Origin of the sequence: Teichococcus vastitatis, from assembly GCF_003604215.1 — a bacterium.
Lineage (GTDB): Bacteria > Pseudomonadota > Alphaproteobacteria > Acetobacterales > Acetobacteraceae > Pseudoroseomonas > Pseudoroseomonas vastitatis.
In genome coordinates, this window is sequence record NZ_QXGS01000011.1 from 51,003 (window position 1) to 74,218 (window position 23,216).

Annotated in this window: 23 protein-coding genes; 14 read left to right on the top strand and 9 right to left on the bottom strand. The window is 66.6% G+C overall.

Annotated features, from left to right (window positions below):
- Window positions 1-28: 28 nt before the first annotated feature.
- Genes D2K64_RS14400 through D2K64_RS14410 form a run of 3 tightly spaced genes read left to right on the top strand, consistent with a single transcriptional unit; the run spans window position 29 to window position 2,511 of the window.
- Window positions 29-922 carry a YicC/YloC family endoribonuclease gene (locus D2K64_RS14400; RefSeq protein WP_120009075.1) on the top strand — a complete coding sequence of 298 codons (894 nt, stop codon included), beginning with the start codon at window positions 29-31 and terminating at the stop codon, window positions 920-922.
- Window positions 919-1,548 carry a guanylate kinase gene (gmk, locus tag D2K64_RS14405; RefSeq protein ID WP_120009076.1) on the top strand — a complete coding sequence of 210 codons (630 nt, stop codon included), beginning with the start codon at window positions 919-921 and terminating at the stop codon, window positions 1,546-1,548. The genes D2K64_RS14400 and gmk overlap by 4 nt, the downstream gene beginning before the upstream one ends.
- A 45-nt stretch (window positions 1,549-1,593) precedes the next feature.
- Entirely contained in the window at window positions 1,594-2,511 is a 918-nt protein-coding gene (locus D2K64_RS14410) for an AEC family transporter (protein ID WP_120009077.1), read from the top strand.
- A gap of 15 nt (window positions 2,512-2,526) precedes the next feature.
- On the opposite strand, the gene D2K64_RS14415 is transcribed toward D2K64_RS14410, so the two are convergent.
- Window positions 2,527-2,802 carry an usg protein gene (locus D2K64_RS14415; RefSeq protein WP_120009078.1) on the bottom strand — a complete coding sequence of 92 codons (276 nt, stop codon included), beginning with the start codon at window positions 2,800-2,802 and terminating at the stop codon, window positions 2,527-2,529.
- A gap of 280 nt (window positions 2,803-3,082) precedes the next feature.
- Between D2K64_RS14415 and groES the strand changes: the two genes are divergently transcribed.
- The 3 genes from groES (at window position 3,083) to D2K64_RS14430 (ending at window position 5,545) form a co-directional block, all read left to right on the top strand.
- The gene (groES, locus tag D2K64_RS14420) at window positions 3,083-3,373 is read left to right on the top strand and encodes a co-chaperone GroES (RefSeq protein WP_120009079.1); all 291 of its coding nucleotides are present in this window, start codon (window positions 3,083-3,085) and stop codon (window positions 3,371-3,373) included.
- 49 nt (window positions 3,374-3,422) lie between these two features.
- The gene (gene groL / locus D2K64_RS14425; RefSeq protein WP_120009080.1) at window positions 3,423-5,072 is read left to right on the top strand and encodes a chaperonin GroEL; all 1,650 of its coding nucleotides are present in this window, start codon (window positions 3,423-3,425) and stop codon (window positions 5,070-5,072) included.
- 269 nt (window positions 5,073-5,341) lie between these two features.
- Window positions 5,342-5,545, top strand: coding sequence for a cold-shock protein (locus tag D2K64_RS14430; RefSeq protein ID WP_120009081.1), 204 nt, complete (start codon window positions 5,342-5,344; stop codon window positions 5,543-5,545).
- A 54-nt stretch (window positions 5,546-5,599) separates the two neighbouring features.
- Here D2K64_RS14430 and D2K64_RS14435 read toward each other — a convergent pair whose 3' ends face one another.
- From D2K64_RS14435 to D2K64_RS14445, 3 genes are all read right to left on the bottom strand, one after another.
- A complete protein-coding gene (locus D2K64_RS14435; protein ID WP_120009082.1) occupies window positions 5,600-7,690 on the bottom strand; it encodes a prolyl oligopeptidase family serine peptidase in 2,091 nt (696 codons plus the stop codon).
- 13 nt (window positions 7,691-7,703) lie between these two features.
- On the bottom strand, window positions 7,704-8,126 hold the full coding sequence (locus D2K64_RS14440) for a tellurite resistance TerB family protein (RefSeq protein ID WP_120009083.1): 423 nt from the start codon (window positions 8,124-8,126) through the stop codon (window positions 7,704-7,706).
- Between the two features lie 84 nt (window positions 8,127-8,210).
- Window positions 8,211-11,069, bottom strand: a complete 2,859-nt coding sequence (locus D2K64_RS14445; protein ID WP_238384199.1) for an ATP-dependent DNA helicase — start codon at window positions 11,067-11,069, stop codon at window positions 8,211-8,213.
- Between the two features lie 142 nt (window positions 11,070-11,211).
- Between D2K64_RS14445 and D2K64_RS14450 the strand changes: the two genes are divergently transcribed.
- Window positions 11,212-12,855, top strand: coding sequence for a lysine--tRNA ligase (locus D2K64_RS14450; protein ID WP_120009085.1), 1,644 nt, complete (start codon window positions 11,212-11,214; stop codon window positions 12,853-12,855).
- Complete coding sequence (locus tag D2K64_RS14455) at window positions 12,852-14,777, top strand: phosphatidylglycerol lysyltransferase domain-containing protein (protein ID WP_120009086.1); 1,926 nt, start codon at window positions 12,852-12,854, stop codon at window positions 14,775-14,777. Before D2K64_RS14450 ends, D2K64_RS14455 begins: the two co-directional genes overlap by 4 nt.
- A gap of 96 nt (window positions 14,778-14,873) precedes the next feature.
- On the opposite strand, the gene D2K64_RS14460 is transcribed toward D2K64_RS14455, so the two are convergent.
- Window positions 14,874-15,524 (bottom strand): S24 family peptidase, encoded by a 651-nt coding sequence (locus D2K64_RS14460; protein WP_120009087.1) that lies wholly within the window; start codon window positions 15,522-15,524, stop codon window positions 14,874-14,876.
- Window positions 15,525-15,645: 121 nt separating this feature from the next.
- Between D2K64_RS14460 and D2K64_RS14465 the strand changes: the two genes are divergently transcribed.
- From D2K64_RS14465 to D2K64_RS14485, 5 genes are all read left to right on the top strand, one after another.
- Window positions 15,646-16,083 carry a hypothetical protein gene (locus D2K64_RS14465; protein WP_120009126.1) on the top strand — a complete coding sequence of 146 codons (438 nt, stop codon included), beginning with the start codon at window positions 15,646-15,648 and terminating at the stop codon, window positions 16,081-16,083.
- 10 nt (window positions 16,084-16,093) lie between these two features.
- A complete protein-coding gene (locus tag D2K64_RS14470; protein WP_120009088.1) occupies window positions 16,094-16,543 on the top strand; it encodes a hypothetical protein in 450 nt (149 codons plus the stop codon).
- Window positions 16,544-16,684: 141 nt separating this feature from the next.
- On the top strand, window positions 16,685-16,915 hold the full coding sequence (locus D2K64_RS14475; RefSeq protein ID WP_120009089.1) for a hypothetical protein: 231 nt from the start codon (window positions 16,685-16,687) through the stop codon (window positions 16,913-16,915).
- Between the two features lie 7 nt (window positions 16,916-16,922).
- Complete coding sequence (locus D2K64_RS14480) at window positions 16,923-17,786, top strand: portal protein (protein ID WP_120009090.1); 864 nt, start codon at window positions 16,923-16,925, stop codon at window positions 17,784-17,786.
- Window positions 17,787-17,879: 93 nt separating this feature from the next.
- Complete coding sequence (locus D2K64_RS14485) at window positions 17,880-19,544, top strand: recombinase family protein (RefSeq protein WP_120009091.1); 1,665 nt, start codon at window positions 17,880-17,882, stop codon at window positions 19,542-19,544.
- A gap of 96 nt (window positions 19,545-19,640) precedes the next feature.
- On the opposite strand, the gene D2K64_RS14490 is transcribed toward D2K64_RS14485, so the two are convergent.
- From D2K64_RS14490 to D2K64_RS14500, 3 genes are read right to left on the bottom strand one after another with little or no spacing between them, the layout of a single operon-like run.
- Window positions 19,641-20,210 carry a hypothetical protein gene (locus D2K64_RS14490; RefSeq protein WP_120009092.1) on the bottom strand — a complete coding sequence of 190 codons (570 nt, stop codon included), beginning with the start codon at window positions 20,208-20,210 and terminating at the stop codon, window positions 19,641-19,643.
- A gap of 1 nt (window position 20,211) precedes the next feature.
- Window positions 20,212-20,838 carry an AAA family ATPase gene (locus D2K64_RS14495; protein WP_120009093.1) on the bottom strand — a complete coding sequence of 209 codons (627 nt, stop codon included), beginning with the start codon at window positions 20,836-20,838 and terminating at the stop codon, window positions 20,212-20,214.
- A complete protein-coding gene (locus D2K64_RS14500) occupies window positions 20,838-21,725 on the bottom strand; it encodes a hypothetical protein (protein WP_157985844.1) in 888 nt (295 codons plus the stop codon). The genes D2K64_RS14495 and D2K64_RS14500 overlap by 1 nt, the downstream gene beginning before the upstream one ends.
- A 326-nt stretch (window positions 21,726-22,051) precedes the next feature.
- On the opposite strand from D2K64_RS14500, the gene D2K64_RS14505 reads away from it, so the two are divergent.
- On the top strand, window positions 22,052-22,603 hold the full coding sequence (locus D2K64_RS14505; RefSeq protein ID WP_120009095.1) for a lysozyme: 552 nt from the start codon (window positions 22,052-22,054) through the stop codon (window positions 22,601-22,603).
- 113 nt (window positions 22,604-22,716) lie between these two features.
- Here the strand turns inward: D2K64_RS14505 and D2K64_RS14510 are convergent, their stop codons facing one another.
- Window positions 22,717-23,169, bottom strand: coding sequence for a DUF6876 family protein (locus D2K64_RS14510; RefSeq protein ID WP_157985845.1), 453 nt, complete (start codon window positions 23,167-23,169; stop codon window positions 22,717-22,719).
- Window positions 23,170-23,216: the final 47 nt, after the last annotated feature.

Sequence of the window (23,216 nt, forward strand, 5' to 3'; positions counted from 1 at the left end):
TGCGCCAGGGGGGGAGAGAAGGCCCGGCATGGCTCTTTCCTCGATGACCGGCTTCGCCCGGGACGCGGGCACCCTTCCGGATGGCACGGGTTTCGTGTGGGAACTGCGCAGCGTCAACGGGCGCGGCCTGGATCTGCGCCTCCGCCTGCCGGCCGGGTCCGACGCGCTGGAAACGAAGCTGCGCGAAGCCGTGGCGGCACGCTTCAGGCGCGGCAACATCTCGGCCACGCTGACCCTGAAGCGCGAGGACCGCGCGCCACGCCTGACGCCCGACCCCGCGGCGCTGGACCAGGCCCTCGCCCTGGTCCTGTCGGTGGCGGCCCGCATCCCGGGCTGCCCGGCGCCCCGGGCCGAGGCGGTGCTGGCCCTGCCCGGCGTGCTGCGCGCCGAGTTGGCCGAGCCGCGCGAGGAGGACGAGATGCTGCGCCAGGCCGCCCTGGCGGCGGGCTTCAACCGCGCCCTGGCGGCACTGGCCGAGTCGCGCGCTGCCGAAGGCGCCAAGCTTGCCGGCATCTTCGCCGCGCTGCTGGAGGAGATCGCCGCCCTACGCGTTGCTGCCCTGGCCGAGGCCGCCAGCCAGCCCGCCGTGCATCGCGCGCGCCTGAGCGCCGCCCTGGCGGAGTTGCTGGGTGGCGAGAAGCGGATACCCGAGGAACGGCTGGCCATCGAGGTGGCGATCCTGGCGCAGAAATCCGATGTGCGGGAAGAGTTGGACCGGCTCGGCGCGCATGGAGAGGCGGCGCGGGCGCTGCTGGCGGAAGGCGGCGCGGTGGGGCGGCGGCTGGAGTTCCTGGCTCAGGAATTCGGCCGCGAATGCAACACGCTGGGGGCGAAATCGGCCTCCCTGGCGCTGACCGGGTTTTCTTTGGATCTTAAGGCGGCCGTGGAACGGCTGCGCGAACAGGCGGCGAACCTCGAATGAACCGGAACTCGCGACGCGGATTGTGCCTGGTGCTGTCGGCACCCTCGGGGGCGGGCAAATCCTCCGTCGGCCGCGCGCTGCTGGAGCGCGAGCCGGAGCTGCGGCTTTCGGTCAGCGCCACCACCCGTGCGCCGCGGCCGGGTGAGCAGGAGGGGGTGCACTATTTCTTCCGGTCCCTTCAGCAGTTCGAGGCCATGGAAGCGTCGGGCGAGATGCTGGAAGCCGCCAATGTGTTCGGCCGTCGCTACGGCACGCCGCGCGCCCCGGTGCAGGAGGCGTTGGACGCCGGGCGCGACGTGCTGTTCGACATCGACTGGCAGGGCCACCTGCTGCTGCGCCGGGCCTTGCCCGGCGACGTGGTGAGCGTGTTCCTGCTGCCGCCGAGCCTCGAGGAGCTGGAACGCCGCTTGCATGGGCGAGGGCAGGATTCCCCTGAGGAGATTGCCCGCCGCATGCAGGCATCCCGCGACGAGATCAGCCACTGGGCCGATTTCGACCATGTTCTGGTGAACCACGACTTCCACCGCACGGTGACGGAGGTGCGCGCGGTGCTGCATGCCGCCCGCACCACAGGGGCGCGGCAGCCCTGGCTGCCGAACTTCATCGACACCCTGCTGCGGCCCTGAGAACCGGGGACCGGTGGCGCAGCCTGCCGGCCACGGAGGCACTCCATGTTCACCCTGCTGAATGTTGTGGCACCGATCTTCGCGCTGATCGCGATCGGCTATCTGGCCGCCCGTCGCAAATGGATGTCCGACGAGGCGTTGCGCGGCATGACGGCCTTTGTTTTCACGCTGGCCATGCCGAGCCTGCTGCTGCTGAGTGCCACCACGCCGCACCCGAATGGCGGCGCCACCGCTTTCGCCTTCTTTTCCGGTTGCCTGATCGTGTACGCGTTGGCGCTGCTGCTGTCGCGCTTCGGGCTGCGCATGCGGCTCAGCGAGGGGGGCACCTTCGCGCTCAACGCCGCCTACGGCAACACCGGCATGATCGGTGTGCCACTGGTGATCGCCGCCTATGGCCAGGCCGGGCTGGCGCAGTTGCTGGCCATCGTGGGCCTGCATTCGCTGATCCTGCTGCCGCTCGGCACGGTGGTGGGGGAACTGGCGCATTCCTCTCGGAAGCCGATCGGGCAGATCCTGCGCTCCACCATCCTGTCGGTGCTGAAGAACCCGATCGTGATCGCGGTGCTGCTGGGGCTGGTGATCTACCAATCGGGGCTGGAACTGCCGGCGGTGGTGCGCCGCTTCCTCGACATGACCGGCATGGCCGGGCCGCCGGTGGCGCTGTTCTGCCTGGGTGCCAGCCTGATCCACTTCGATGCGCGGCGTGATTGGCCCTCGGCGCTGCTCTGCACCGCGCTGAAGCTGTTGTTGCTTCCGCTGCTGGTCTGGCTGATCGGCTGGCTGCTCGGCCTGCCGCGCCTGCCGCTGGCCGTGGCGGTGCTGGCGGCCGGCATGCCCACCGGCGCCAACGCCTTCTTCCTGGCCCGCCGCTATGCCGCCGGCGCGGACCGGTCCGGCGCCACCGTGCTGCTGTCCACCATGCTGTCCCTCGGCACGCTGGCGGTCCTGCTGGCGCTGCTCTGAAACCGACTCTCCGGGTCAGTGCAGGTTGAACTGGCCTTCCGCGTAGCGGAACTCGGCCGGGCGGGTAAGGGCGCTCGACGCGACGCGAACCGAGTGCAGCGGTCCCTCAATCTCCCGCTGCCAGAACGCCAGGAAGCGGCTGAGTTCCGGAAAGCGTGGAGCCTGGTCGACCTTTTGCCAGAGAAAGCTCTGCAGCACGCCGGGATGGTCGGGCAGGTGGTACAGGATCTCGGCGGTGGTCAGCCGCCAGTCGGGGATGCGCACGATGCCCTCGATGTCACGCAGCAGCATGGAATTCTGCTCCCTTTTTGCTGAGGCGGCAGCCAGCCGCCGGGTCGCTCCCCCTTCGGGGATCGCCAGCATGGCATGAGCGGGGCACCGGTTGGCAAGAAAAACGCCATGCTTTCAAAGAGTTAGCACTCAATTACCGAGAGTGCTGCTTGGCGCTTGACGGAAAATCAGGGGCGTCCTAGATCGTGAGCACTCGCCGGGGGTGAGTGCTAACAGGCTCATCCACCCGGATGAGGCAACCGTCGCTGAATGCGCCATACAGGGCGTCAGGAGAGGGCCAATGAAGTTTCGTCCACTGCATGACCGCGTCGTCGTCCGCCGGCTGACCGCCGAAGAGAAGACCGCGGGGGGCATCATCATCCCCGACACCGCGAAGGAGAAGCCGATGGAAGGCGAGATCGTCGCCGTCGGGTCCGGCGCGCGCAACGAGCAGGGCACCATCGTTGCCCTGGACGTGCAGGTCGGCGATCGCGTTCTGTTCGGCAAGTGGTCGGGCACCGAAGTGAAGATCAGCGGCGAAGAGCTCCTGATCATGAAGGAATCCGACCTGATGGGCGTGATCGCGGCCTGAGCCTGCGGACCCCATTCCTTTCCAACAGATTTTGACGAGGTAGAGAACGATGGCTGCTAAGGACGTTAAGTTCGGCGCCGGCGCGCGCGAGCGGATGCTGCGCGGCGTGGACATTCTGGCCGATGCCGTGAAGGTGACGCTGGGCCCGAAGGGCCGCAACGTCGTGATCGACAAGTCCTTCGGCGCGCCCCGCATCACCAAGGACGGTGTGACGGTCGCCAAGGAAATCGAGCTGTCCGACAAGTTCGAGAACATGGGCGCGCAGATGGTGCGCGAAGTGGCCTCGAAGCAGAACGACCTGGCCGGTGACGGCACCACCACCGCGACCGTGCTGGCCCAGGCCATCGTGCGCGAGGGTGCCAAGGCCGTGGCCGCCGGCATGAACCCGATGGACCTGAAGCGCGGCGTCGACAAGGCCGTGGCCAAGATCGTCGCCGAGCTGCAGGCCAAGACCCGCAAGATCACCACCTCCGCCGAAGTGGCGCAGGTCGGCACGCTGTCCGCCAACGGCGAGTCCGAGATCGGCCAGATGATCGCGGAAGCGATGGAGAAGGTCGGCAACGAGGGCGTGATCACGGTCGAGGAAGCCAAGGGCATCCAGACCGAGCTCGACGTCGTCGAGGGCATGCAGTTCGACCGCGGCTACGTCTCCCCGTATTTCATCACGAATGCGGAGAAGATGATCGCCGAGCTCGAGAACCCCTACATCCTGATCCACGAGAAGAAGCTGTCCCAGCTGCAGCCGATGCTGCCGCTGCTGGAGACGGTGGTGCAGTCGGGCCGTCCGCTGATCATCGTGGCCGAGGATGTCGAGGGCGAGGCGCTGGCCACTCTGGTGGTCAACAAGCTGCGCGGTGGCCTGAAGATTGCTGCCGTGAAGGCTCCGGGCTTCGGTGACCGCCGCAAGGCGATGCTGGAAGACATCGCGATCCTGACCGGTGGCCAGGTGATCTCCGAGGACCTCGGCATCAAGCTCGAGACCGTGACCCTCCAGATGCTGGGCCAGGCGAAGACCGTCCGCATCGAGAAGGAGAACACCACGATCGTCGACGGCGCCGGCTCCAAGGACGACATCCAGGGCCGCGTGGAGCAGATCAAGGCGCAGATCGAGGAGACCACCTCGGACTACGACCGTGAGAAGCTGCAGGAGCGCCTGGCGAAGCTGGCCGGCGGCGTGGCCGTGATCCGCGTCGGTGGCTCCACCGAGGTCGAGGTGAAGGAGCGCAAGGATCGCGTCGACGACGCGCTGCACGCGACCCGCGCCGCGGTTGAGGAAGGCATCGTGCCGGGTGGCGGCGTGGCGCTGCTGCGCGCTGCGCTGACGCTGAGCGACCTCAAGGGCCTGAACAACGACGAGCAGGTCGGCATCGAGATCGTTCGCCGCGCCATTCAGGTGCCGCTGAAGCAGATCGCCGAGAACGCCGGCAAGGACGGCGCCGTGATCGCCGGTGAGGTCCTGCGCGACAGCACCTACGAGTACGGCTACGACGCCCAGCTCGACGAGTACAAGGACCTGGTCGGCGCCGGCATCATCGACCCGACCAAAGTCGTGCGCACGGCGCTGCAGGACGCGGCCTCCATCGCAGCCCTGCTGATCACCACCGAGGCGATGATCGCCGAGAAGCCGGCCAAGGCCTCTGCCCCGGCCGGTGGCCCGGGCGGTGGCATGGGCGGCATGGGCGGCGACATGGATTTCTGATCCGAACGGATCGGAACGCCGAAACAGAAGGGGGCGGCCCGAAGGGGCCGCCCCTTTTTCGTGCCTGCAGCGACGTTTCAAGGCAGGAGAACTGTCCCGAATCGTTTACGTTGACAGTTCATTAACGATCTGCCCCACTTCGTTTCGCCAACCGCTTCCGCCGCCTTGCCGTGCCTCCGGAGACCCGGTCGCCCATCAAGCCGTTCCGGGAACCGGGCTGGATCGTCCGGGGGCAGCGTCCCCGTCCACGCGAAGAAGGGGTGCATCGCATGGCGATTGGCACAGTGAAGTGGTTCAACGCGACCAAGGGCTTCGGCTTCATCGTTCCGCAGGATGGCGGCAAGGATGTGTTCGTGCACATCACTGCCGTGCAGAAGGCGGGCCTGTCCGGATTGAACGAGAACCAGAAGGTCAGCTACGACGTGGCCATGGAGCGCGGCAAGGCCGCCGCGACCAACCTCAAGCCGCTGTAAGGCCCGCGCTTTCGCGCGGACGGATGGGCGGCCCGCCAGCGGTGGCGGGCCGCCTCATGCTTCGGTGGTTGCGCTTTCCCAGCCGATTGCCCGCCGCAGAAAGGCGGCGCCCAGGGCCGCAAAGCCGGCGACCTCGCCATTGTCCTTGCCATAGCCGTGCCCACCGGCGGCCGGCTCGTGGAACAGGGCCGGATAGCCCATGGCCTGCAGCTTGGCCGCCATCTTGCGGGCGTGGCCGGGATGCACGCGGTCATCCCGCCGCGTGGTGGCGATCAGGATTGGCGGATAGGGCTGCCCCGGCGCCGCCTGATGGTAGGCGGAGAACCCGCGGATGAAGCTCCAGTCCCCGGGCTCGTCCGGGTCACCATATTCTGCGATCCAGCTCGCCCCGGCCAGCAGCCTGGTGTAGCGCCGCATGTCGATCAGCGGGATGGTGCAGAACAGGGCGCCGAACCGTTCCGGATAGCGGGTCAGCATGTTGGCGATCAGCAGCCCGCCATTGGAGCCGCCTTCCGCCGCGATCCGCCCGGGCATGGTGACACCGCGCCGTACCAAGTCTGCCGCCACGGCGGCGAAATCATCATGCGAGAGGCGCTTGCGCTCCCGCCGTCCCGCCTCGTGCCAGGCCGTGCCGAACTCGCCACCGCCACGAATATTGGCGATCACGCCGGTGCCGCCGCGCTGGAGCCAGAGTTGGCCAACCGTGCCGCGGTAGCTCGGCAGCATGGAAACCTGGAAGCCGCCATAGCCGCTCAGGTGCACCGGGGCCTCGCCGGTTTCTTCGGCGGGTCCGACCTGCACATACGGGATGCGCTCGCCATCCGAGGACACGGCCTCGTGCCGCGTCACCATCAGCCCGTCAGCGTCGAAGACGGGGGATGAACGCTTCAGCACCAGCGGCGCCGCCGGACCGGGATCGAGCCGGAGCAGCTCGGGCGGGGTCACCGGGTCCTGGGCCATGGCCAGCAGCGTGCCGTCGGATTCGTCTTCCCGCTCATCCAGCGGCCAGAGACTGACCACGCCGGTGGTGGGCAGGCCGGGCACAGGTGCTTCCGCCCAGGCCGCCGGGCCGGGGGTGAAGGCGGTGAACACCGGCCGCATCTCGTCCAGCACGGACAGGATCAGGCGGCCCCTGCACCAGAAGAACGTCTGGATGGCGCGGCGCAGGCCGGGGCGGAACAGCACCTGCCAACGCGCCCTGCCAGCCAGCAGATCGGCGACGGAGGTGCCGAGCAAGGTGTCCGGCGGATGGGTGACCCCATCCAGCGTCCAGGAGGTACGCGGTACCGCAGCGATCCAGCCGCCCTGCCAGGCGCCGCGCACGTCGGTCGGCAGGGGCAGGCGCTGTTGCGGGCCGTCGCGGTCGCCCAGATGGTGGGCCGTGTCGAAGAAGCCCAGTTGCTCGGTGAAGACCAGCATTTCGCGGCCGTTCTCCCGGTCCACCCCGGCCCAGGCGCCCATGCTGGTAGGGGCGGCCTCGAACAGGATCGGCGCGGCCAGAGGATCCATGCCGCGCTGCCAGCGGCGGATCACCCGGGGATAACCCGAGGCCGAGGCGGCCGGCGTGCCGTCGCCGGCCGTGCCGAGCGGCGAGCCCAGCAGCAGCGTGTCCAGGTCCAGCCAGTCGGCACTGGCCTTGGCTTCCGGCAGGATGAAGCCGTCCTGGGGAAAGCTGCGCGTCCCGGTATCGAATTCGCGCAGCACCACCGCGTCGCCGCCGCCGCGCGACAGGCGCAGCAGGGCCCGATCATGCGCGCCGGGACGGGTGACGGCGCCGTGCCACACCCAATCCTCACCTTCCGCCTCGGCCAGTCGGTCGAGGTCGAGCACCACCTCCCAATCGGGTGCATCAGTGGCGAAGGAGGCTGGGCTGGTACGGCGCCACAAGCCGCGCGGGTGGGCGGCGTCCTGCCAGAAATTGTACAGGTGCGGACCGCGGCGGGTGACGAAGGGGATCTTGTCCGGCCGGTCCAGCGCCGCCTTCACGGCATCCCGGTCGGCGGCGACCCGGGCGTCGGACAGGCGGGACAGGGTGGCGGCGTTCTGCGCCTCGACCCATCCGAGGGCACGCTCGCCCTCCACTTCCTCCAGCCAGAGATAAGGATCGTCGTCAGGCGCGTCGGCGGTGGGGCGAGGGTCGGTCATGGATGGGGATCGATCAGATGATCTGGTAGCGGGCCTTGGCGGCGCGCTCGATGGCGCCGGCAATCAGCCGGTCGATGTCCAGCCCGATGCGGAAATCCTGCAGGAATTGCAGCTCCTCCTGCGTCGCCTCGCCATCGGCGGCGGCGACCTCGCAGGCCAGCAGGTAGGCGGTTTCGCGCAGCCGGGGCGGCAGCACCTCGCGCAGCAGGCTGCAGGCGCGGTCCAGGCCGTCGCTCTGGCCGAGCAGGGTGAGGCAGGATTCGGTCACCGTCTCGATCTCGCGCAGCTGGAAGCCGTCGAACACCGGCAGTTCCTGCACCAGGCGCGACATCATGCCGAGCTCGGCATCCGACATCTGCTGGTCGGCGGCCGACATCAGCACCATGGCGCAAACCAGCGCCTCCTGCTTGGTGAACCGGATCTTGGTGTGGGGCATGGGCGATATCCTTTTCAGTATTGTTCGCCCCGCGCGGAGGATCCTGCAAGGCTCGCGCCCCGGAGGCCCCGCCTGGGCGGGGGGTCAGGCTTCCGACAGAAAGGCCGCCGCCTGCCGAACCGCCTCGGCCAGGCCCAGGCGCTGCGGCACCACGCCTTCGGGCAGGCCGGTCAGCAGGCGGGAAGGGGTACGGGGGTCGAGCAGCACGAACACGCCGCGATCATCGGCGCGGCGCACCAGACGGCCAAAGGCCTGGCGCAACCGGTGCCGGGCGATGGCATCGTCATAGGCGCCGGGGCGGCCGCCCGAGAGATGGATGCGTCGTTCCCGGTGCAGGATGGAAGGCCGCGGCCAGGGCACACGGTCGAACACCAGCAGGCGGAGCGCGCGGCCCGGCACGTCCACCCCGTCCCGCAAGGCATCGGTGCCGAGCAGGCAGGAATCCTCCTCGGCGCGGAAGATGTCCACCAGGGTCGCGCTGTCCATGGCGTCCACGTGCTGTGCATAAAGCGGCAGACCGGCCTCGGCCAGGGCGGGGGCGATGCGCGCATGCACGTCGCGCAGGCGGCGGATGGCGGTGAACAGGCCGAGGGCACCGCCGCCGGAAGCCAGGAACAGCTGCTGCATGGCGGCGGCGATCTGACCCGGGCTGTCGCGCGAGATGTCCTCCACCACGAAGGCACGCGTGTTGGCGGCGTAGTCGAAGGGAGAGGGAAGGGCGGCGCGGATCGCCGGATTGGGCAGGTGCTGCACGCCGGTGCGCGCCTCCGCCTCGCGCCAGGCGGCATCCGGATCCTGCTTGGCCGCGTCGCGCAGCGTGGCGGAGGCGATCAGCACGCCATGCGCCGGCGCCGCGACCTGGGATGCGAAGGGCACGGTGGGGTCGAGCCAGTGGCGGTGCAGCCCGGCATCGATGTCGCGCCCTTCCCGCCGGGACAGCGCCAGCCAGTCCACATAGGTCGGGCGCTGGCCCGGCTCGGCCGGCGGCTCACGCAGCCGGGCGAGCATGGAGATCCAGGCGGTGAGCGGCATGATGGCGCGCCGGTCGATCGAGCGGGTGGCGGTTTCCAGCCGGATGCGGTCGCCGGTTTCCAGCTCCTGGTCTGGATCTTCCAGCAGGTCGCCCAGCAGCTTGTTCAGGTGCTTCAGCGGGGTGCGCAGCCGCTCCAGCGCATCCTCGAGCAGGGCGGCGGCTGCCGGCAGGCCGTCATGCAGCGGATGGAGGTCGCATTCGGCATCGTAGAGCGGATCGCCTTCGGCGGTGCGTGCCAGAACCTGGGCGCGGGCGGCGCGCAGGAAATTCTCCGCCACGTCCGGATGGGCCTCGGCGGGGATCACGGGGCGCGGATCGGCTGGTGTCTCGTCCTGATCTTCGGCGCGATCCTCCTCTGCTTGCGGCAGGGCGGCCCAGCGGTCCCACCAGCCGGGGGAGGGCAGGGCGCGGACGGCACGTTCGATCAGCTCCAGCGGCGGCACCAGGGCGGGATGCTCAGTGAGCAATTCATCCAGCCGGCGGCGCAGGCCCCGCGCGCGGCTGCGGCCGCCCTCATTGCCCAGCAGCCAGCGGCGCAGCTCCGCCATCTCGGCACCCGAGAGCTCGGCCGAGAAGGCGCCGTCGGCGGCGTCGAACAGGTGGTGGCCCTCGTCGAACACGTAGCGCAGCGCGGCGCCGTCATCGCCGCCGCCCAGTGCCGCCTGCACCATCACCAGCGCATGGTTGGCCACCACCAGCCGGGCATGCGCGGCGCGGCGGATCGAATGTTCCACGTAGCAGCGCTTCCAATGCGGGCAGGCGGAATGGATGCACTCGCCGCGACGGTCCGCGAGCAGGGAGATGGCGCCGGGCGGAAACAGCTCCACCAGCCAGCCCGGGAAGTCGCCGCCCAGCAGGTCCCCGTCGCGCGTTGCCAGCGCCCAGCGCGACACCAGCGCCATGGCCGGCAGGCGGGCCGGCATCACCGCCGCCGTGGCCTCGTCATAGTTGAGCAGGCACAGGTAGTTCTCGCGCCCCTTGCGGATCACCACGCGCTGCCGCCGCTCCTCGGGGTCGGGGTAAAGGCGCGCCAGTTCCTGATCGAGCTGGCGCTGCAGGTTGCGGGTGTAGGTGGCGATCCAGACCGGCGCACCGTTGCGCTCAGCCCACAGGCTGGCTGGCGCCACGTAGCCCAGCGTCTTGCCGGTGCCGGTGCCGGCCTCGGCCAGCACCAGCCGGGGCTCGCCGGGCAGTTCCCGCGGAGTAAAGGCCATGGAGGCGGCGGAGGCGAAATCGCCCTGGGACGGCCGCTGCTCGGCGCCGTCGCCGAGGATCTCGGCCAGCCTGGCACGCGCCTCGGCCGGTGTGACGGAAAAGGAGCCGGGCGGCGGCGGCGGGGAGGGCTCCTCCCATTCGGGCAGGTTGCGCCACACCTTCAGGCCGTCCTGCGAAGGGCGGGCGGTGGCCTGGCCGAGAGCGGCGAGCACGGATTCCGCCCAGGGCCACTGGGCCGCCTCCCACAACCGGGCCGCCAGCGTGGCGGCGTCGCGGTTCAGCGGGGCGTTGCGGGCGCGGGCCAGACGGCGCAGCAATTCGGTGGCGATTTCCGGCAACAGGGCGGCCGCGGATTCGGCGTCGGCGGGCGGCGGCAGGTCCAGTGCCAGGGCCAGGCCGCGCGGCGTCGGCGGCGCCGGCTGCGCGGGCAGGCAGAAGGCGAACAGTTCCAGCAGGTCCCAGGCGCCGGGCAGGCCGGGAAGATTCAGGCGCTTCGCCGTGGCGGGGGCATGGACGCAGATCGGCGGGCCGAGTTCGCGCAGCGCCGCCGGCACTTCGCGTGCCGTCAGCAGCGACAATTCGCCATCGGGCGTCAACAGCGCGGCCCGGCCGGGCGCCGGGGTCACCAGGGCCGGCGCGCCGGGCAGCACGAGGCGAGGGGGGAGGGCACCCTTGGCGCCAGGCGTGGAGGACACGGCGGGAAACTAGGGGCAAAAGGCGAACGAGGCCAGATCACCACAGGGTTTTTGCCGATCATGGCTCACCCGCGCGCAACCCCGGGGCAGGCTCCCGGATTGGCGCGTTGACCGCCGGCCTTCCCGCTGGCATGGGGCGCACATGACCGCCGATCCATCGCTTCGCACCGTCAAGGCCTGGCCCTTCGAGGAGGCTGCCAAGGTCGCTGACCGCATCGCTGCGGCAGAAAAAACGTCGGCGCTGTTCGAGACCGGCTACGGTCCCTCCGGCCTGCCGCATATCGGCACCTTCGGCGAGGTGGCGCGCACCACCTGGGTGCGGCAGGCCTTTCAGCGCCTCACCGGGTTGCCGGGGCGGCTGCTGGCCTTCTCGGACGACATGGACGGGCTGCGCAAGGTGCCGGACAACGTGCCGAACGGCGACATGCTGCGCATGCATCTCGGCAAGTCGTTGACCGCGATCCCCGACCCCTTCGGCACGCATGAGAGCTTCGGGCACCACAACAACGCCCGGCTGCGCAAGTTCCTCGATGCCTTCGGCTTCGAATATGAATTCGCCTCGGCCACCGATTACTACAGGTCCGGCCGCTTCGATGCCGCGCTGCGGCGCATGCTGGAGGCGCATGAGGAGGTGCGGCAGGTGATCCTGCCGACGCTGGGGCCGGATCGCCGCGCCACCTACTCGCCTTTCCTGCCGGTGCATCCGAAAACCGGCATTGTGATGCAGGTGCCGATGGAGGAAACCCGGCCGCGGGATGGCACGGTGGTGTGGCGCGACCCGGACACCGGCGAGCGCTACGAGACGCCGGTCACCGGTGGCCACGTGAAGGCGCAGTGGAAAGCGGACTGGGCCATGCGCTGGTTCGCGCTCGGCGTCGATTACGAGATGTCGGGCAAGGACCTGATCGACAGCGTGCGCCTGTCCTCGGCGATCTGCCGGGTGCTGGGAACGGAGCCGCCGGTGAGCATGACCTATGAGCTGTTCCTCGATGCCAATGGGCAGAAGATCTCCAAGTCCAAGGGTAACGGCCTGACCATCGAGGAATGGCTGCGCTACGCCCCCCCGGAAAGCCTCGCCTATTTCATGTATGGCCAGCCGGGGCGGGCGAAGCGGCTGCATTTCGATGTGATCCCGCGCGCCACCGACGAGTACCTGCAGCAGCGCGAGCGCCTTCGTGCCCATCCGGACCCGGCCAACCCGGACTGGCATATCCATGGCGGAGAGGTGCCGAACACGCCGGAGCCGCCGCTGACCTTCGGCATGCTGATGAACCTGGCCACCGTGTCCGCCGCCGACACGCCAGAGCGGCTGTGGCAGTTCGTGCGCAACTATGCCCCCGGGGTGACGCCGGAAACCCAGCCGCTGCTGGGGCAACTGGTGGAGTACGCCGTGGCGTATTCGCGCGACTTCATCCTGCCCTCCTTGTCGCCGCGCGCCCCGACGGCCGCCGAACGGCCCTGTTTCCAGGCGCTGATCGAGTTGCTGCGCGCGCATCAGGCCGAGATCGAGGCCCTGCCGCCGGGTCTTAGGCAGGCGGAGCGCATCCAGACCGATGTTTACGATGCCGGGCGGCGCGAGCCGTTCATCCAGGTGATGAAGGATGGTTCGCCCGGCGTGGCGCGCGGTTGGTTCAACGCGCTCTACCAGGTGCTGGTGGGGGCGGATCAGGGGCCCCGCTTCGGCTCCCTTGCCGCTGCCTATGGCGTGCCGGAAACCATCCGCCTGATCGAGGAAGCATTGGCCCGACCCCTCGAAGTGCCGGCCGCGGAGACGGCACAGGCGTGAGCGCGGTGCTGCGCGCACTGCGCCGGCATGGCCCCACCGTGTTCGGCCTGCTGCTGCTGATCGGTGCGCTCTACGTGGTGCAGCGCGAGATGCGGCACCTCTCCATGGCGGAGATCCGGGCCGCGATCTCCGCCGTCCCGTCCCACGCGCTGTGGGTGGCGGGTGGCTGGACGGTGCTCGCCTATGGGGTGCTGACCATCTATGACCGGCTCGGCTCCGTTTATGCGGGCAAGCCGGTGAGCTATGCGCGCACCTCGCTGGCATCCTTCTGCGCCTATACCCTGGCGCATAATCTCGGCTTCGCCGCCGTGTCCGGCGCGGCAGTCCGCTACCGCTTCTATGCCGCCTGGGGACTGACGCCGGCGGAGATCGCCAAGGTGATCGCCTTCACCTCGCTGACCTTCGGGCTGGGCGGCATGGCGCTCGGCGGGTTGGTGCTGATCTGGGAGCCGGAGGTGGTGCCCTGGATCGCGGCCAACCTGCCGCACTGGGCGATGCAGCTGGTGGGGCTGCTGCTGCTCGGGGTGGTGGCTGGCTATATCCTGTTGTCGCGGTTTCTGCCGCATTTCACCCTGTTCGGGTATCGCATCGATCTTCCTGGCTTTCGTATGGCCTGTGCGCAGACGGTGCTGGCCAGCGTCGACGTGGCGGTCACGGCGATGATCTTTTATGCGCTGCTGCCCTCGGCCGAGGGGCTGAGCTTCGCGCGCTTCCTCGGCATCTACCTCGCTGCCTATACGGCAGGGCTGGCGGCCAATGTGCCGGGCGGGCTGGGGGTGTTCGACTCGGCGGTGCTGATTGGACTGCAGCCCTATGTTCCGGCGCCGCAGGTGATCGGTGCGCTGCTGCTGTTCCGCTTCTTCTACTACATCGTGCCGCTGTTCCTGGCCGGAGCGCTGTTTGCCGGTTTCGAGGTGAACCAGCGGCGGCACCTGCTCACCCGCATCGGCCCGGAAAGCCGCGTCACCGATTCGCTGGAAGGACCGGCGCTGGCCGGGCTGTCGGGCCTGTCGGGCGTGGCGCTGCTGTTCATCGGCGCGTTGCCGGCGCGCGGCTCGCCGCTGGCGCAGTGGGTGGGGGAATGGGCGGCGCTGGCCAGCCATTTCGCCGCCTCGGTGATCGGATCCCTGTTGCTGGTGGTCGCCTACGGCATGGTGCGGCGGCTGCGCATCGCCTGGGTCTCGGGCATCGTGCTGCTGATGCTGGGCTCCATTGTCACGCTGCTGCGGGGCGAGCCATGGTTCGTGTCGGGCGGCTTTCTGGCGCTGGCCGGGTTGTTGGCCTGTTTGCGGACGGCCTTTTATCGCGATGCCAGACTGACCGGCGAACCGCTGGCGGGCGGCACGCTGATGCCGCTGGCGGCTTCGGTGATGGCGGCGCTGATCCTGGCGCAGATCGGCTGGCAGGGGCCGGTGGCGGACGAACCCTGGTGGGCGGTGCCGTTCTCAACCGAAACCCCGCATACCCTGCGCTTCGCCGTGGGGGTGAGCGGCGTTCTGCTTCTGGTGGCGGTGTTCCGGTTGCTGCGGCCGGCGCGGATCCGGGCGCCGGCCTATGATCTGGCAACGCGGACGCGGCTCCTGGATCTGGGCGCACGCGTTCCGGCGGAAGCGGATGGCGCCATCTTCGCCGAGGGCGGCCGCGGCGCCGGCTTTGCCTTTGTTCGGCGCGACGATGTGTGGATCGGCCTGGGCGATCCGGCAGGCGACGCGAATGCGCGGATCGCGGTGCTGTGGCGGTTCCGCGACCTGTGCGAGCGCAATGGCGTGGCACATGCCTTCTGGCAGGTCGGGCCGGAGCTGATCCGTGCCTATGAGGACACCGGGCTGGCGGCCGTTCCGCTGGGCGATGGCCGCTACCTGGCCTGCCGGGCGGAGAATGATCCGCAACGCCTGTTGGAGGCGCTCGCCGCCGGACGCTAGGAGGCTCCGCTCCGCAACGATCGCGTCGGGTGGGCAGGTCAGGCTGCCATCTGCCCTGTCAGGGACGCCGGCCCGTCCGGATGGTCTTCCTGGCGGTTACTGGCTGGCCCACAGGATCCGGTGCAGCCAGGTGACCTCCGAAAGGTCGAAGCTGTAGTTGGGATGCGCCGGATTCAGGCTGGCCAGTTCGATCCGCCGGGCGGATTGGCGCAGCAACTCCTTCGCCATCACCTCCCCACGGGCGGTGCGGCACACCACGCGGTCGCCACGCCGCACCGGCGCATTCGGCGACACGATGATGATGTCGCCGTCGCGGAACACCGGCTCCATGCTGTCACCGGAAATCTCCAGCGCATAGGCGTTGGGATCGCTCAGCTCGGGCGTGCTGATCTCATCCCAGCCGGCTCCGACCGGGTAGCCGCCATCGCCGAAGAAGCCATCGCCGCCTGCCTGTGCCATGCCAATCAGGGGGATGCGGCGCCCGGCCTGGCTGCGTGCCCCGCTGTTCAGCGCCGGTGCTGTGCCGGTTACCAAGGATGCGAAGCTCTCCATCCCGGTATCGGTGGCCGACAGGATCTTGGCGATGCTTTCGGTGGACGGCCATCGCGCGCGGCCATCTCCACCCGTGCGCTTGGAGGGATTGAACGCGGTTGGATCCAGCCCGGCCTTGCGTGCGAGACCGGATGGCGAAAGGCCGTGCTCGGCTGCCAGGGCATCCACTGCACGCCAGATGTCGTCATGACGCATGGGCCTATTGTCCTAGGCTTTCCGTCGGATTGCAACAGGAAATAAATCATAAATAGGCGTTGACGCCTATAACGTGTTCGTGAACATTGCCGCCATCGCAACCGACAGGCGAACAACTCCGATGGCCGCTACGCTCCGCACCAGCTCCGCCCCCGTTCTTTCCAGCCTCGCCAAGGCGGAGCCCTTCCGCAGCGCCGAAGACGCATGGTTTTGGACCATGGCCGCGCTGACGGCACGGCGTGACGGTGCGCGCATCGTGGCCGGGGCGGGCAAGGCGCAGCGACCCTGCGAACCGGATGACGTGGTGAAGTGCCTGGACCGGTTGTACCGCCAGCGCCGCATCGACATGAACCATGCCCGCATCCTGCGCATCTGGGGTGAGCGGGGCGAGGCGCCCAATCCGCGCTATCAGCGCGAAGCGGCCGATTGGCGCCTGTGGACCGAGGCGATGCAGCGCCTGGACTGGCCGCTGCGCGTCAAGGGAATCGTGGTCGGGCCGGAGATGGTGGTGCCGGACGAGAACACTGTGGTTGCCCTGTCCTTCCGGCCTGCGGAGTAAGGATTTCACCATGATCCCCCGTCTGGCGCCGCATCGCCTGGCCGAGGATGCGCAGCGCGTCTGGATCGGGTTCGGCGGGCGCGCCGACCGGCTCTGGATGCGCCTGTTGCGCCCCGGCTTCCGCCACTGCTTCGCCGTGCTGCAGGACGCGAATGGCTGGACCGTGGTGGAACCATTATCCGGCCGATTGCTCGTGGCGCGCCCCGTCCTGCCGGCGGAGTTCGACCTGCCGGCGTTCTACCGGCGGGCCGGGCTGACCCTGCTGGGGCCGTTCGAGCCCGGCCCCGCAGCCTGCTCAATGCTTCCCCCGCTGTCTCCTTATTCCTGCGTTTCCGTGTGCCGCGCATTGCTGGGCAGCGAGGCGCCGTTCGCGCTGACGCCGCGCCAGCTATTTGGTGCACTGCGCCGCTGGAGGCATGATAGGAAAAAAATCATTGACTCTCCAATGGAGGCGCTGTAGAACTCTGCTTGTCACCGGGCGAGTTGCGCCCGGTGCTGACCATCCCCGATCCCCCGATCGAATGAGCCCGTCCGGACCCCTCCGGACGGGCTTTGTCGTTTGGGCCTTTGAATGCCGCATCGCAGAGGAGCCAGCACGCGCATGGGTGGCCTGTTCCGAGCCCCGAAGCCGGTGGTCGTGACCGCGAGCGAGCCGGCCCCGCCGCCGCCCTCCGGCCCCCCACCTGAAGCCGCCGCACGAGCCGCGCGGCAGAACAACCAGGAGCGCGCCCGCCGCGGCATGGCGGGCGCGATCACGACCTCCGCCCGCGGCGTGCTGGAGCCGGCGCCCGCCGGCCTGGCCGGGGCGCGCAGAACCCTGCTCGGGGAATAAGGACGCGATGAGCCTCTCCCCCGAAACGCTGCTGATGCGCCAGGCCGCCGCCGAAACGCGCCGCCGGCCCTGGGAAAGCATCTGGCAGGATTGCTACGACCACGTGTTGAACGGCACGCCCGGCAGCGGCGGCCCGGCCTTGTACGATGCAACGGCACCCGATGCCGCCGAGCAGCTTGCCGCCAGCCTGTTGGCCGAGCTGACCCCTCCCTGGTCCCGCTGGTTCGGCCTGGCGCCAAGCCGCGGCTTGGCGGATGGCCCGGATGGAAGCGCCGCCGCCGCCGCGCTGGAGGAGGCGGCTGAGACGCTGCAAGGACACCTCGACCGTTCCAACTTCGCCGTCGAGATGCACCAGGCCTTTCTGGACCTTGTGGTGGCCGGGACCGGCGTGCTGCTGGTGGAGGAAGCACCGGCGGGCGCCGCTTCCGCGCTGCGCTTCACCGCCGTGCCGCTGCGCGAAGCCGTGCTGGAGGAGGGGCCGAGCGGCAGGCTCGACATCGTCTACCGGTCGGTGATGCTGGACGCCTCCGCGATCCTGGCGCGCTATCCCGGTGCCGCGTTGCCGCCGGTCCTGACGGTGCCGGACGAGGACGGGGCATCGCCGCGCCGGATGCGGGTTGTCGAAGCGGTGTGGCCGGAGCGGTCCGGCAGCGGCTTCCTCGCCGTGCTGGACCATGATGGGCAGCCGGTGCCGCTGGCGTCGGGACGCTTCCTCGACAGCCCGTTCATCGCCTTCCGCTGGATGAAGGTGCCGGGCGAGGTGTATGGCCGCGGCCCGGTGATGAAGGCGCTGCCCGACATTCGCACGGCCAACAAGGTAGCGTGGTTTGCAGTTTGCGGACCTTTCCTGCGCCTGAAATCAACAGCTTAGGGCTTCTTTAGTACGGCACATGTAGGACTGTGCTTGCTAGCTGCTGCGTCTGAGCGCTAGGTATTGATTCCTAGTGAGAAATACAGGGGTGCTATGCAGAAACGGCTAGCCTACTCGTACCTTAGATTTTCCAGTCCAGAGCAGGCTAAAGGCGACAGTGTACGCCGTCAGATGCAGAAGGCGGCTGACTACGCTGCTGCACAGGGATGGGAACTCAACACCGACCTGCGCGACGAGGGCGTAAGCGCCTACACAGGTGCCAACTTGAAAGGCGCATTCGGTGGCTTTCTGCGAGAGATCGAAGCGGGCAGGGTGCCACGTGGCAGCATCCTGATTGTCGAAAGCCTGGACCGTCTATCTCGCGCGCATCCACTCGACGCCCAAGCGCAGTTTCACGTCTTGTTGAAAGCTGGCATCGAGATCGTCACGCTGACGGACAGGCGGCACTACACCTGGGAAAGCGTTGCAGCTGAGCCCACGCTGTTGCTGGGCTCCATCATGGTCATGATGCGCGCCCACGAGGAATCAGTCACTAAAGCAGGCCGCATCTCAGACGCTTGGGCCAACAAGCGAGCCAAGCTGGCCACCAGCCGCGACAAGCCCTTCACGCTGAAGGCGCCGCACTGGCTCAAATGGAACACTGCCACAAAGAAGTGGGACTTGGTTCCCGAACGCGTGGCAGTGCTCCGGCGCATATTCGAGATGACCGCCGATCAGGGCATGGGCATGGCAAAAGTGGCCAGCATCCTCAATGCCGAGGGTGTGCCGACTTTCACGGGCCGCACACTCAGTCCGGGTGTAACGCCTGGCTGGCAGCCTGCCACTATCGGTAAGATCCTCACTGCCCGAAACGTGCTGGGCGAGTTTCAGCCCCGGCGACAGGTCGGACCACGCAAATTCAAGGCTGACAGCAAGACAGACGTGCTGACTGACTACTATCCCAGGGTCATCGGCTTCGATCTGTGGAACCGCACTCAGGCAGTGAGGGCGCAGAACAACCGCACTGGCAGCGGCCGCAAAGACGGCAGGGTAGGGAACCTGTTCAGGGGCAAGGTCTTCTGTGCAGCATGTGGCTCAGTGACCCGCACTCGCTACGGTAAGCCACTGCCCAACGGCACCAGCTACAATTATTTCATCTGCGCCGCCAACCACCGCAGTGCAGGCACCTGCACCTGCAAGGTCTGGTGGGACATCGACCTGATCGAACAGGGAGTGCTCGCGGGCATCAAGTACCGGCAGACGTTCTGGGAAACGCAGGCTGTCGAGAACGAACAGGTCAAGCTCCTGCGTAAGCAGATTGTCGGGCTGGCTGACGAACACGCGCGCAAGCTGCGCCGTTTCGAGATGCTGGGTGAAATGCTGGCTGATGAGGAAAGCACCAGCATCAGATTGGCTTATCGAGAACTCAGCCGAGAGCTGGATACGTGGGACACTCGCAAGGCTGAACTGGAACACCAACTGGCGGTGGCGCGGGGCACTGGCACTACAGGCGAGATCATCGCAGAGGCTGAAGCCCTAGAAGCACTCGCCAAAGCAGCCGACCTGCCTACACGCCTCACCGCACGCAACAAGCTGCTTGTGCTCATGGGCAACATTATCGGGCGCATTGAGCTTCACGACGACCGGCGAGCACACGTCACGCTGGCCGATGGATCACTGCGCTTCGATGTAGTGAAGGGTGAAGTGCAGAACGTGGCGCACAGCGTGAATGGTACGTGGTGGCACACGATGGAGGACGGACAACAAGCTGCTGAGTGATTACTCTACTGCTTCGTCAACTGCACTTGTGCCTCACAATCCAACGCTGCGCATGACTAGGGCCGGGGGATCACTCCCCCGGCCCTTCGTACCAGATCAGGTGAAGGTCATTTTGAACAACGCCGCGTCGGCTTTGTCCCTGAATAACCAAACATCCATTACCTTCAACTGAACAACCGCCCAGCGCTTGCCGTGCTCATTTTCCTTGGTCCTATCTCTGCACCACTTCACACCCTCTCTTGCGGTTCTGCGTCGCACCTGTGGGCTCGGCGGCGGCAACTCACAGGGAAGGGGGATGGCTACCAGCTTGCCGCGAAGATACTGGTGCCTGTCAGCCCACGCTGTCCAAACAGACAGCATGGCAGCTTTGGTCGCCGCTATCTCGCCATGCTTATCCAACTTACCGAGATCCAAGTCGCGAAAGCGCTTCTGAACTAGCGCCTGCGGCGGCTTGCAGCGCCATTCATTCAAAGCGCAAGCTTGCATCCTGATGGTCTCCATCTCTGGTGTTCCGGCATACGCCAGTAGATGAAACCGGAACGGATCGTGCAGGATCAGCTCCACCTCGATGCCGAAGAGCGAGAACAGATCTCCAACGTCGTAGCGGATTGGCCATTCTTCGAACGGCAGGTCGAGTGGTGGATCAGCGTCTCCAAACATCTGCATGTCAGACCATCAACTCCACCGCGCGGAAGAACTGCCGCGTATCGCCGCCTCTCTCCACAGCCAACTGGTACAGAGTGGTTGCGTCGAGCGTCTTGCCATGCTGGGCCAGCACTTGCTGCGCGCGGGCAACTAGCTGCGCCGGACTAGGTCGCCTCCATTCGATCACCTCACAGCGGCTTAGGATGGCAGCCGAAACGGCAGACGGAGAGTTGGTGGTGAACACCATCTGCACACCCAGATTTTCCAGTCTGTCGAAAGTGCCTTTCAGTCCAGAACTGGCTCTCTGCGAGAGTTCATCCACCTCATCCACCCACCAACCACGGCACTCGCCCTGAGGATACGTGGACGCGAACACCACAGCAGACTCCAGCACCGCCACACCACTGTCCTGCGCGGCATTGTCGTGCTTCAAATCGAACTTGCAGAAGGGACCGGGAGGCAGGCCGGGCCGATAGGTCATGGCTCCTTTAATCAGTACCTTGGCCGCGTCGCTCTTACCTGTGCCCACCGGGCCATGTAGTAGAATGGCCGGGATTTCCCGTCTAACAAACGCTTCGCACGCGCGTTGCGCCCATTGATTGGGAAACCACAGATGGGCAGGAGAAGTGGGGTGTGTGTCAAGCTTCATCAGGCTTTGCCCTGCAGAACTTTCTCAATCTGCGCGTCAGTCCAGCCGAACTCCGCTTTGCATGCGATTTTCAGTAGGCGCAGCTGGTCATTGGCCCAAGCGGCATCCGCCCGCGCGTCCTGAGGGGAAGAGCCATCACTCGTAGCTTCGTCACTTCCGTAGCTCGTCGGCTGAAGCCAGTGATAAACGTAAGTACCGCCACCACTGTCTCGTCCCACAAAGGCAATACCAGTGTGCTCAAGTTGCACATCCAATGCGTCGGGAACCGATACCTCGCCTTTGTAGCCCGCTTCGCGCAGTTTGGATGAAAGGATCTCAATCTTGCTAAGTCGCTTGGGCTGCGCACGGGTTTTGACAAAGCCCTTGCTCTCACGCCACTTCTGCACGTCAGCGAATGTTTGAAATCCCATGATCACGCCGAACCACGCGTCATGATCAGCGCGCGAGTATCTGACGAGATCTTCGGCAGCAGCACGAATGCGCGCGATGTCGCCGGAACTCTTGCCATCTATGGCACGCTCTAGGGCCGGCATACCGGTAAGCACGTCAGCTAGCTCAATCTGTAGATTGTCGTCCTTGAGTAGCTGAATGGTGCGCTTCTGCTCTAGAGACTTGAGCGCCAGCAACACATCCCGACGTTCGTCTTTGCTGCGCGCCGCATGCCTGACAATGCTGGCAGCCACAACAGCACAGGTCAGACAACCATGATCAATGGCTTTGCGCCCGCTATTGATATCCTTGCCAGCATTGGCAAGCGTCTCAATGGCACGAGTGGCGTCCAGATTGCCATCGGCAGGGATGACATCGAAAGCAAACTCAGGCGGGCGGTTATGGCCAATGATGATCTGATCACCACCGTTGGCATCGGAGAAGTCAGGTTGAGACATCGAAATCGAACCCACACGTGATCGTTGCCGCGCAGCGCCACGCTGCACAGCTCAAGCATGACCCCTCTGATGAGGGGCTATGGCTTGGTGGCTGACCCGGCTTCGACACCGGCTAACGCCCCGAGGGGTCCAGCCAAACGACCATGAACAAGGGGTTCGATTCACGATCAGAGCGGAGGATGACACGATCTACGGCTGAATGTCCACAGGAACATATAGCGAACAAAAGCAAGGTCGAGGTCATGACCAACGCTAAGCCCGAGCCAGGTTCTTCATCCGGCTAAGTACCCGCAAGAACAAACTGCGAACTTGCGGAGGAACCGTGCATGAATATCAACTACGCTGGCTTGCGCCTCATCGAGCGCTTTGAGGGCTTTCGCGATACAGCCTACCTATGCCCGGCAGGAGTGCCCACCATCGGCTATGGCACCACCAGGGGCGTGCGGTTGGGACAGACCATCACTGAGCAGGAAGCACGCGGCATGCTGACACGCGACGTAGTCGAAGCCGAGCAGGCCATCCTAGCTGCCGTGAAGGTGCCCATGACACCGGATCAATTCTCGGCCCTCTGCTCCTTTGTCTACAACGTGGGGATTGGCGCATTCCGTCAGAGCACACTGCTCAAGCTGCTCAACAAGGGCGACCGCATTGGCGCTGCTGACCAGCTGCTGCGTTGGAATATGAGCAAGGGCAAAGTGCTGGCGGGTTTGACCCGACGCCGCGAGGCAGAGCGCAGTCTGTTCCTGGGCATTCCGCAGCCCATGGGCCTGTTGAGCCCGGTACTGGACGAGGCACTAGGCAAGGTCATCGTGGACATTGTTGCCCCGACCCTGATGGAACTGCTGGTTACCTGGCTGACTGGCCTATTGAAGCGCTGATAAATATGGGACACCGATAGAGTGGATGCCCGGTGATGTGCTGTAGTGAGGTTGGTATCTCCTAAAGTTCAGACAGAGATGGCGAGTGGATTGCTCCACTCGCCATTCCTATGTCATCTCTCGGTCTTCAGCATCATCACCATCTGCCCAGGGCTACCTTCCATCCAAATGGTGATCTCCTTCAGCATGAAATCAGTGAAGGGCACTAGCTGCTCAAGGATGGGTTTCTTGCGGTTCCCATCCGTCACAGACACCACAGCGCTGCGATCCTCATTCACTACCAACTTCCAAGCCTGGAAGGGCTCACGCCGAACACGCGGATTGCTCTGGTGGCTCACGATGATGTCGAAGAGCCACAAGCAATTGCCGTTCTCAGCCAGATACATACAGCCTTCCGTCATGAAAGCTGACTTGCTCATCCAGTGTCGATAAATGGACTCACTGCCTGTGAAGTGCGCGAGGTTGGTCGAAAGCGTAGCTGCATCCATAAGGGCCGCCTCCTCTTTGCGGCCCTTTGGCGAAGAGACATCAGGTGGATGCAGGATCAACCTATCAATGCGGGTCATACAGACGCGTGAGCGTGCCTGCGCTACGCAGACACGCCCAATGCTTT

What these genes read in the sequence shown, in the direction of transcription:
- D2K64_RS14400 (WP_120009075.1), top strand. Translation starts at nt 29, where the DNA reads ATGGCTCTTTCCTCGATGACCGGCTTCGCCCGGGACGCGGGCACCCTT.
- gmk (WP_120009076.1), top strand. Translation starts at nt 919, where the DNA reads ATGAACCGGAACTCGCGACGCGGATTGTGCCTGGTGCTGTCGGCACCC.
- D2K64_RS14410 (WP_120009077.1), top strand. Translation starts at nt 1,594, where the DNA reads ATGTTCACCCTGCTGAATGTTGTGGCACCGATCTTCGCGCTGATCGCG.
- D2K64_RS14415 (WP_120009078.1), bottom strand. Translation starts at nt 2,802, where the DNA reads ATGCTGCTGCGTGACATCGAGGGCATCGTGCGCATCCCCGACTGGCGG.
- groES (WP_120009079.1), top strand. Translation starts at nt 3,083, where the DNA reads ATGAAGTTTCGTCCACTGCATGACCGCGTCGTCGTCCGCCGGCTGACC.
- groL (WP_120009080.1), top strand. Translation starts at nt 3,423, where the DNA reads ATGGCTGCTAAGGACGTTAAGTTCGGCGCCGGCGCGCGCGAGCGGATG.
- D2K64_RS14430 (WP_120009081.1), top strand. Translation starts at nt 5,342, where the DNA reads ATGGCGATTGGCACAGTGAAGTGGTTCAACGCGACCAAGGGCTTCGGC.
- D2K64_RS14435 (WP_120009082.1), bottom strand. Translation starts at nt 7,690, where the DNA reads ATGACCGACCCTCGCCCCACCGCCGACGCGCCTGACGACGATCCTTAT.
- D2K64_RS14440 (WP_120009083.1), bottom strand. Translation starts at nt 8,126, where the DNA reads ATGCCCCACACCAAGATCCGGTTCACCAAGCAGGAGGCGCTGGTTTGC.
- D2K64_RS14450 (WP_120009085.1), top strand. Translation starts at nt 11,212, where the DNA reads ATGACCGCCGATCCATCGCTTCGCACCGTCAAGGCCTGGCCCTTCGAG.
- D2K64_RS14460 (WP_120009087.1), bottom strand. Translation starts at nt 15,524, where the DNA reads ATGCGTCATGACGACATCTGGCGTGCAGTGGATGCCCTGGCAGCCGAG.
- D2K64_RS14465 (WP_120009126.1), top strand. Translation starts at nt 15,646, where the DNA reads ATGGCCGCTACGCTCCGCACCAGCTCCGCCCCCGTTCTTTCCAGCCTC.
- D2K64_RS14470 (WP_120009088.1), top strand. Translation starts at nt 16,094, where the DNA reads ATGATCCCCCGTCTGGCGCCGCATCGCCTGGCCGAGGATGCGCAGCGC.
- D2K64_RS14475 (WP_120009089.1), top strand. Translation starts at nt 16,685, where the DNA reads ATGGGTGGCCTGTTCCGAGCCCCGAAGCCGGTGGTCGTGACCGCGAGC.
- D2K64_RS14480 (WP_120009090.1), top strand. Translation starts at nt 16,923, where the DNA reads ATGAGCCTCTCCCCCGAAACGCTGCTGATGCGCCAGGCCGCCGCCGAA.
- D2K64_RS14485 (WP_120009091.1), top strand. Translation starts at nt 17,880, where the DNA reads ATGCAGAAACGGCTAGCCTACTCGTACCTTAGATTTTCCAGTCCAGAG.
- D2K64_RS14490 (WP_120009092.1), bottom strand. Translation starts at nt 20,210, where the DNA reads ATGCAGATGTTTGGAGACGCTGATCCACCACTCGACCTGCCGTTCGAA.
- D2K64_RS14495 (WP_120009093.1), bottom strand. Translation starts at nt 20,838, where the DNA reads ATGAAGCTTGACACACACCCCACTTCTCCTGCCCATCTGTGGTTTCCC.
- D2K64_RS14500 (WP_157985844.1), bottom strand. Translation starts at nt 21,725, where the DNA reads ATGTCTCAACCTGACTTCTCCGATGCCAACGGTGGTGATCAGATCATC.
- D2K64_RS14505 (WP_120009095.1), top strand. Translation starts at nt 22,052, where the DNA reads ATGAATATCAACTACGCTGGCTTGCGCCTCATCGAGCGCTTTGAGGGC.
- D2K64_RS14510 (WP_157985845.1), bottom strand. Translation starts at nt 23,169, where the DNA reads ATGACCCGCATTGATAGGTTGATCCTGCATCCACCTGATGTCTCTTCG.